Genomic DNA, 7,319 nt, shown 5'->3' on the forward strand with positions numbered 1-7,319 from the left:
CTGGCGCAAACTGGCTGTAGAAAAGCGAAGGCAGGCCGTTGCCAACGCGGCCAACACACGAGAGGAACAAGGGCCTGGCACTCGACCGATCACTCATTGCGCGTCTGCCCCTGTTCAAGGGGCTGACCGCCGCCGAACTGGACGAGATGCTGCGCGGCGCGCGCTCCGTCCGTTATCCCAAGCAATCCGCCGTGTTCGAGCAGGAAGCCGAGGCGCATTCGTTCTTCGTGCTGCTCGACGGGCACATTCGGGTCGTTCGCACGACGCCGGAAGGGCATCAGGTCATTGTGAGATATATAAGCGAAGGCGAGATTTTCGGCGTTGCCGCCGCCCTGGGCCGCACGACCTACCCGGCAAGTGCCATCGCAGCCGTCGACTGCGTTGCGCTGGTCTGGCCGAATGCGCTTTGGTCGGAACTGTCCTTGCGCTTTCCAAGCTTCGGCGCCAACACCTACAAGACGGTAGGCAGCCGCCTTCAGGAGACGCACACCCGGGTGGTCGAGCTGTCGACCGAGCAGGTTGAGCAGCGGGTTGCTCATGCACTGCTGCGTCTGGTCAACCAGACCGGCCAGAAAACGGATCAGGGGATAGAGATTGACTTCCCGATTTCGCGCCAGGACATTGCCGAGATGACAGGGACCACGCTGCACACGGTCAGCCGGCTGTTGAGCGCATGGGAAGAGCGCGGGCTCATCGTCAGCGGCCGCCAGAAGGTGACGGTCAAGGATCCCCACGCCCTCGTCGTGCTCGCCGAGCATCGCGATCGGCGGTGACGGGCGTGAAGCAACTTCATCGATCCAGTTTCTGGAGCTGAATCCAGTCATGCCTGCGCAGAATATAGCTGGGATAAAGGGCCGCCTGATGCGGGCGGCTCTGTCTGGCCGCTTTGAGGGGAAGCGCGGCTTTCTGCTCGCGGCCATCGCGGTGGCAACGGCTTTTTCGCTTCGCTTCCTCTTGCAGGGCCTGCTCGACGACAGGGCGCTGTTTGCGCTGTTCATGCCGGCCATACTTGTAGCGTCGATCGCCGGCGGAATCTGGCCAGGCGTTTCGGCCGTGGTGCTTTCCCTGGCCGGCGCGTTCTGGCTGGACAGGCTGCAGGCAGAGCCCTCCGGTAACGCGACGGAGTTCTTTCTCTTCGCCGTGGGCGGGCTGGCCATTGCCTGGCTGGGCGAGTTGCTCCACCTGGCGCGGCAGGCGATCGCACGGACCGATGGTGCGCTCGCCGCTCGCGAGGCGCATCTCCGATCCATTCTCGACACGGTGCTTGACGCGACCGTGGTGATCGAAAGTGACGGGACCATTGTTTCGTTCAATGCCGCGGCCGTGCGGCAGTTCGGCTATGCCGAACGCGAGGTCGTCGGCCAGAACGTGCGCATCCTGATGCCCGAACCGTACCGGCACGAGCATGACGGCTACATGCACAGATATCTGACGACCGGAGAAAAGCGCATCATTGGCGTCGACCGTGTCGTTGTCGGACGTCGTAAGGACGGGTCGACCTTCCCCATGAAACTGGCGGTCGGCGAGATGAAGTCCGAGGGCAGGACGTATTTCACCGGCTTCATCCGTGATCTTACCGAACGCGAGGAATCGGCTGCGCGTCTTCAGGAAATTCAGGGCGAACTGGCAAGGCTCGCCCGGCTGAACGAACTCGGCGAGATGGCATCGACGCTCGCCCACGAACTCAACCAGCCGCTTTCGGCCATCGCCAATTACGCTCAAGGCTGTACGCGCCTGCTCCGCGACATGGACGACGCCGTGGCGGTGAGGATGAGGGAAGCGCTGGAGGAAATGGCGCGGCAATCGCTGCGCGCCGGGCAGATCATCCGTCATCTTCGTGAATTCGTGACGAAGGGCAATACCGAGAAAGCTCCCGAAAGCATTCATAGCGTAATCGAGGAAGCGGGCGCATTGGCCCTCGTCGGGTCTCGCGAGCGCGGCGTGCGCACGGTATTCGAGTTTGCGCCGGGGGCGCAGCTTGTGTTGGTGGATCGCATACAGATACAGCAAGTGCTGACCAACTTGATGCGCAATGCCATGGAAGCCATGCGCGACAGCGCGCGCCGCGAACTGATCGTCCGGACCGAGCGGGTCGGCCCCGGAGAAATCGCTGTCGTGGTGGAGGACACGGGTTCGGGCATTTCCGACGAGATCGCTGGACAATTGTTCAGGCCATTCGTAACGACCAAGCCGGGTGGAATGGGGGTCGGCCTGTCCATCTCCAAGCGGATCATCGAGGCTCATGGCGGCGATATGTCGGTAAGCCGCAACGAAGCGGGCGGCGCGACCTTCCGGTTTACACTCCCGACCATCGAGGAGGCGGAAAGTGCAGAAGGTTGACTACATCGTCCACATCGTCGACGACGAGGAGCCGGTCAGGAAGTCCCTCGCCTTCCTCCTGACGATGTCTGGCTTCGCAGTCCGCATGCACGAGTCAGCCAGCAATTTCCTTGCTGCGGCTTCCGGCATTCGCGATGGGGTGCTCGTCACCGACCTGCGCATGCCGGACATGACCGGCGTGGAATTGCTGCAGGCCCTCCGCCTGGCGGGGACCACGCTTCCCTCGATCGTGATAACGGGCCACGGCGACGTGCCGATGGCCGTCGAGGCGATGAAAGCGGGAGCCATCGATTTCATTGAAAAGCCGTTTGAAGACGAGGTGTTGATCGAGGCGATCCGGCGGGCGGCTGAGCAGCTTTCCGAAAAGCCGTCCGATATCGACGACGTGGGCGCCATACAGGCGAGGCTTGAACAACTGAGCGAACGCGAAAGGCAGGTTCTTTCCGGCGTCGTCGCCGGCCTGCCGAACAAGTCCATTGCCTACGACCTCGACATCAGCCCGCGTACCGTGGAGGTCCACCGCGCCAACGTCATGGCCAAGATGCAGGCGCGCAGCCTGCCGCAACTTGTGCGCATGGCTATTGCGGCTGGCTTCGGCCCGGCTTGAGCCAGACCGCCCGTTTTGACTTAGCTCAAGGCGCGCCTCTGCGAAATGCTGCCTGCTAAGCGTGTCCCGGTGGGCATTTGGCTCCCGGCATTGTTCGGGAATCGCTTCTTGGCCGCCGCCAGCACTGTCCTCATCATTGTCCCTGATCGCGAATTCAGGCGCTCGCTGGAATTCGCGCTTGAGGTCGAGGGATTCGCGGTCGCCTCGTATGCCTCCCTGTCGGAGGCGATGGCGACACCGGACGCCTGGTCGGCATTTTGTGCAGTTGTCGACGATGGCGCCCTGCGCATCGACCCTTTTGCGCAGCATACGCTCGACCGGTTGCTCAAGCCGGTTATACTGCTGGTGGACGGATTCTCTCCGGCAGGGCTCGATCGGGGACCCACTGTGTTGACGAAGCCCCTCCAAGGCAGGGATCTGATCGAAATGGTGCGAGCGCAATCGGCGCCGTCACCAACCGCTGCGTAGTTTCAGACGCCCAAAACCCGCCAGGGGGATGTCGCGATAGCCAGGAACGCCAAGGCCGGCACGCTGGTAAGGGGCGGGACAATTCTCTTGCTGACCCAGACCAGGCGCGCCAGCGTGGAGACCCCTCCAGAAGCTCATTGGCCAATCAGGGTGCTCGGCTGAGCGAACAAGTGCGGCCTTGATCATGATCAAAGTCCGCCTCGATGAACCAATTACTGTTCGGGTTGGAAGGAATGAACATGCACAATATCGAGGGCGATACCATCGTCTGCGTTCGACAATACGCTCCCGAACGTCAGCAAAGAGAATTTCCGTGGCGATCGACGCACCTCACCGGCACAGCAGGTGCATCGTGACGAAGCCGCGCTTGCGCTTCCGCGGCGCGGCTCACGCCGTGACCGGTTCCTGTTATGAACTCGAAACCGAGCAGTCCCGCCTTCTCATCGACTGCGGCCTTTTCCAGGGTTCCAAATCCGAACGCTCGTTGAACTACGAGCCATTTCCGTTCACGCCGGCGACGATCGATGCGGTGATCCTGACGCATGCCCATATCGATCACAGCGGTCTCTTGCCAAAACTGGTCAGGCACGGCTTTTCCGGTGCGATCCATGCAACCCGGGCGACTGTCGATTTGTGTTCGGTGATGCTGCCGGATTCCGCTCACATCCAGGAGATGGAGGTCGAACAGCTGAACCGCCGAAATGCCAGGCGCGGGCGCCCGCTGGTGTCACCGATCTATACAGGCCAAGACGCAGACGCCTGCATGACGCTGTTTCGCGGGGCGGAATACGACAAGTGGTTCAAGGTTGCTGGAGACGTCAGTGCACGATTCTGGAATGCGGGGCATCTTCTGGGTTCTGCTTCTCTCGAACTGGAAATCCTGCAACCGGGCGAGCCGCTGCGTCTGCTTTTCTCCGGCGATATCGGACCGGATCATAAGCTGTTGCAGTCCGATCCCGAGGCTCCGTCCGATTTGGACTATCTGATTTGTGAAGCAACCTATGGCGATCGTGATCGGGGTGATATCACGCCGGAAGGCCGGCGCCTGCAGCTCCTGCAGGAAGTTCGAAACGCCGCTGAAGCGAAAGGTCCGCTCATCATTCCTTCATTTGCCGTTGAGAGGACCCAAGAGCTCCTCGTCGATCTCTTCCGCCTCATGAAGGATGACAAGACGCTGAGCGCCCCTATTTTCGTGGATTCGCCGCTGGCCACGCGAGCCAGCGCCATCTTCGAACGACACGCCAGCGAGATCGAGGAGGGCGAAATGTTGAAGGCCGCATTCACCTCCCCCGACGTGCGCTTTACCGAGACAGTGGACCAGAGCAAGGCGATCAACCGGCTGACAGGCTTCTTCATCGTTATCGCTGCAAGTGGCATGTGCGATGCAGGTCGGATCCGGCACCATCTCAAGGCCAATCTCTGGCGCAAGAACGCCACGGTGATGATGACTGGATTCCAAGCCCAGGGCTCTCTTGGGCGTATTCTGATCGATGGCGCCCGGCGCATACGCATCCAGGGCGAGGAAATCGAGGTCAAGGCCCGGATCCGTCAGCTGGATCTCTATTCGGGTCACGCGGACGCCACTGAACTTGTCGCTTGGGTCAAGGACCGGCTTCCGATCAGGACGGCAATATTTCTGACTCATGGAGAGGAGTCTGGCCTACGCGCGCTGAAAACCCGCCTTTCGGCCGTCTTTTCACCAGAGGCGATAATCGCCCCGCAAATCGATGATGCTTTTGAGCTCTCGAAGTCCAGCTTAAGCAAGGTCGACATCAACGAGCCGCGTCGCCTGGCGCCCGAAAAGGTTGCTCGCCTCGACTGGCACAACGAGCTTTCAAAACTCCTGCTTGATGTCAGCGAGGCAGTCAACCAGCAAGCGGACGAGCGCGGCCGCGCAGCAATCATTCGACGCCTCAAAAGAGCGCTAGAGGCAAGCAAGGAATAGCGATCAGACCGATGTGCACCTCCGCAAATCAATTGCTGCGACGGACATCGAGAGCGTCTCCATTCTCGGGGTGGTTGATCGGTGGGCAGCCGCAAGGCGATGATCGACTTCCTGCGCAAAACCTGATCCGACAAGGAGAGCAGCAATGACCCAGCACGCAGCGACAGAGGTCAATCACCTTTCTGAACAGGAACTGCATCAGATCGACGCCTATTGGCGGGCGGCAAATTACCTCACGGTTGGTCAGATCTATCTTCTCGACAATCCGTTGCTGCGTGAACCGCTGCGGATCGAGCATGTGAAACCGCGACTGCTTGGACATTGGGGAACATCGCCCGGCCTCAGTTTCATTTACGCGCATCTGAATCGGATCATCCGGCTTCGGGAAGCTAACATCATCTATGTCTGCGGGCCGGGGCACGGCGGCCCCGCAATGGTTGCGAACACCTATCTCGAAGGCACCTATAGCGAGCTGTATCCAGATGTTGGCCTTGACGAAGGAGGAATGCGCAAGCTGTTCCGACAGTTCTCGTTTCCGGGCGGAATTCCAAGCCATGCCGCACCAGATGTGCCGGGCTCGATCCACGAGGGCGGCGAGCTTGGTTACGCCCTTTCCCATGCGTTCGGAGCGGCATTCGATAATCCAGATCTCATTGTCGCTTGCGTGATAGGCGATGGCGAGGCGGAAACTGGACCGCTTGCGGCGTCCTGGCATTCCAACAAGTTTCTTAACCCTGATCGGGACGGCGCGGTTTTGCCGATCCTGCACCTCAATGGCTACAAGATCGCCAATCCGACGATACTGGCGCGTATTCCCGACGAAGAATTGCGCGCGCTCTTCATCGGTTATGGCTACGAGCCATTGTTTGTCGAAGGCGATCAGCCGGCAGCCATGCATGAGCGAATGGCCGCGGCATTGGACGAGGCGATCGACCGCATCCGATCGATCCAAAGCACGGCGCGCAACGACGCCAACGACCATAGCCCGCGTCCGGCGTGGCCAATGATCATCCTGCGAAGCCCGAAAGGCTGGACGGGTCCCAAACAGATTGATGGGCTAAAGACGGAAGGGTTTTGGCGATCCCATCAAGTGCCGCTGTCCGGCTTAGCCGACAATCCCGAGCATTTGAAACTGCTGGAGGACTGGTTGCGGAGCTACCGGCCTGAGGAGTTGTTCGACGCTGCTGGCGCCCCGGCGCCACAAATTCGCGCGAGCGCTCCCAGCGGCGTGCTCCGCATGAGCGCCAATCCGCATACCAATGGCGGTGTTCTTCGCAAAAATCTCGAGCTCCCGGACCTTAGATCGCACGCAGTGCCTGTCGCGCAGCCGGGAGCCGTCAAAGCGGAAGCGACGCGGGCAATGGGTGATTTCCTGCGAGCGGTATTCGAGGCAAATGGCGCGGAGCGCAACTTCCGCATTGTTGGGCCCGATGAGACCGCCTCCAACCGTCTTCAGGATGTCTTCAAGGTAACCGAACGCGCGTGGATGGAATCGGTTCTGCCGGAGGATGTCCACCTTGGCCGCGATGGGCGCGTGCTTGAGATTCTCTCGGAGCACACCTGTCAGGGCTGGCTCGAAGGCTATCTTCTGACTGGAAGGCACGGTTTTTTTTCATGTTACGAGGCATTCATCCACATCGTGGATTCAATGTTCAACCAACATGCGAAATGGCTGGACGCCAGTCGCGACATCCCTTGGCGCCGGCCGATCTCCTCGTTGAACTATCTGTTGACCAGCCATGTCTGGCACCAGGAGCATAACGGTTTCAGTCACCAGGATCCAGGCTTCATCGACGTGGCGCTGAACAAGAAAGCCGATGTCGTGCGGGTCTATCTTCCGCCGGACGCCAACTCCCTGCTTTGCGTGACCGATCATGTCTTGAGGACCTGGAACAGGATCAACATCATCGTCGCGGGAAAACCACCGCTTTGGCAGTGGCTGCCGATGGAGGAGGGGGG

General features: G+C 60.5%; 6 protein-coding genes. All 6 read left to right on the forward strand.

What is annotated here, in order from left to right; all coding sequences use genetic code 11:
* The first annotated feature begins 74 nt into the window (after nucleotides 1-74).
* Complete coding sequence (locus MAXJ12_RS29665) at nucleotides 75-773, forward strand: Crp/Fnr family transcriptional regulator (protein WP_040588780.1); 699 nt, start codon at nucleotides 75-77, stop codon at nucleotides 771-773.
* Between the two features lie 49 nt (nucleotides 774-822).
* A complete protein-coding gene (locus MAXJ12_RS29670) occupies nucleotides 823-2,340 on the forward strand; it encodes a PAS domain-containing sensor histidine kinase (protein ID WP_008839858.1) in 1,518 nt (505 codons plus the stop codon).
* Complete coding sequence (gene fixJ / locus MAXJ12_RS29675; protein ID WP_008839859.1) at nucleotides 2,327-2,947, forward strand: response regulator FixJ; 621 nt, start codon at nucleotides 2,327-2,329, stop codon at nucleotides 2,945-2,947. Before MAXJ12_RS29670 ends, fixJ begins: the two co-directional genes overlap by 14 nt.
* Nucleotides 2,948-3,055: 108 nt before the next feature.
* Nucleotides 3,056-3,415: a DNA-binding transcriptional response regulator gene (locus tag MAXJ12_RS29680; protein ID WP_139044107.1), complete on the forward strand. Its 360-nt coding sequence runs from the start codon at nucleotides 3,056-3,058 to the stop codon at nucleotides 3,413-3,415.
* A gap of 313 nt (nucleotides 3,416-3,728) precedes the next feature.
* A complete protein-coding gene (locus MAXJ12_RS29685) occupies nucleotides 3,729-5,360 on the forward strand; it encodes an MBL fold metallo-hydrolase (RefSeq protein ID WP_008839861.1) in 1,632 nt (543 codons plus the stop codon).
* Nucleotides 5,361-5,505: 145 nt separating this feature from the next.
* A partial coding sequence (locus tag MAXJ12_RS29690; protein WP_008839862.1) for a phosphoketolase family protein occupies nucleotides 5,506-7,319 on the forward strand: 1,814 nt, incomplete at its 3' end.

It is taken from the genome of Mesorhizobium alhagi CCNWXJ12-2 (genome assembly GCF_000236565.1).
GTDB lineage: Bacteria > Pseudomonadota > Alphaproteobacteria > Rhizobiales > Rhizobiaceae > Allomesorhizobium > Allomesorhizobium alhagi.